The organism is Nocardiopsis sp. N85, assembly GCF_028882275.1.
In the GTDB taxonomy this organism is placed as follows: domain Bacteria; phylum Actinomycetota; class Actinomycetes; order Streptosporangiales; family Streptosporangiaceae; genus Nocardiopsis; species Nocardiopsis lambiniae.
This window is the reverse complement of record NZ_JARBUT010000053.1, coordinates 1-534: the sequence shown is the minus strand read 5'-3', so window position 1 is coordinate 534 and position 534 is coordinate 1. Positions and strand designations below refer to the sequence as shown.

The 534-nt window shown below is 63.7% G+C and carries 1 protein-coding gene; it reads left to right on the top strand.

Translation table 11 applies throughout. The features are described 5' to 3' along the window. On the top strand, positions 1-534 hold a 534-nt coding region (locus PWG71_RS28650; protein ID WP_274813193.1), incomplete at both ends, for a GTP-binding protein.

Below are 534 nucleotides of genomic sequence, written 5' to 3'. Positions count from 1 at the left end.
GGCCGAGGTCGCCGAGGAGGCCGGTCGGCGGCGGACGTTCGCGGTCATCTCTCATCCGGATGCGGGTAAGTCGACGTTGACGGAGGCGTTGGCGTTGCATTCGTCGGCGATCTCTTCGGCGGGTGCGGTGCACGGTAAGGGTGATCGGCGTGGTGTGACGTCGGACTGGATGGAGATGGAGCAGGATCGGGGCATCTCCATCACGTCGGCGGCGTTGCGGATCGATTACGAGGGTCGGGTCCTGAATCTGTTGGACACCCCGGGTCACGCGGATTTCTCCGAGGACACCTATCGGGTGTTGTCGGCGGTGGATTGCGCGATCATGTTGTTGGACTCGGCGAAGGGGTTGGAGCCGCAGACGTTGAAGTTGTTCGATGTGTGTCGGGCGCGTCGGATGCCGGTGATCACGTTCGTGAACAAGTGGGATCGTCCGGGTCGTGAGCCGTTGGAGTTGTTGGACGAGATCGAGCAGCGGATCGGGTTGCGTGCCACGCCGTTGAACTGGCCGGTGGGCATCGCGGGCGACTTCCGTGG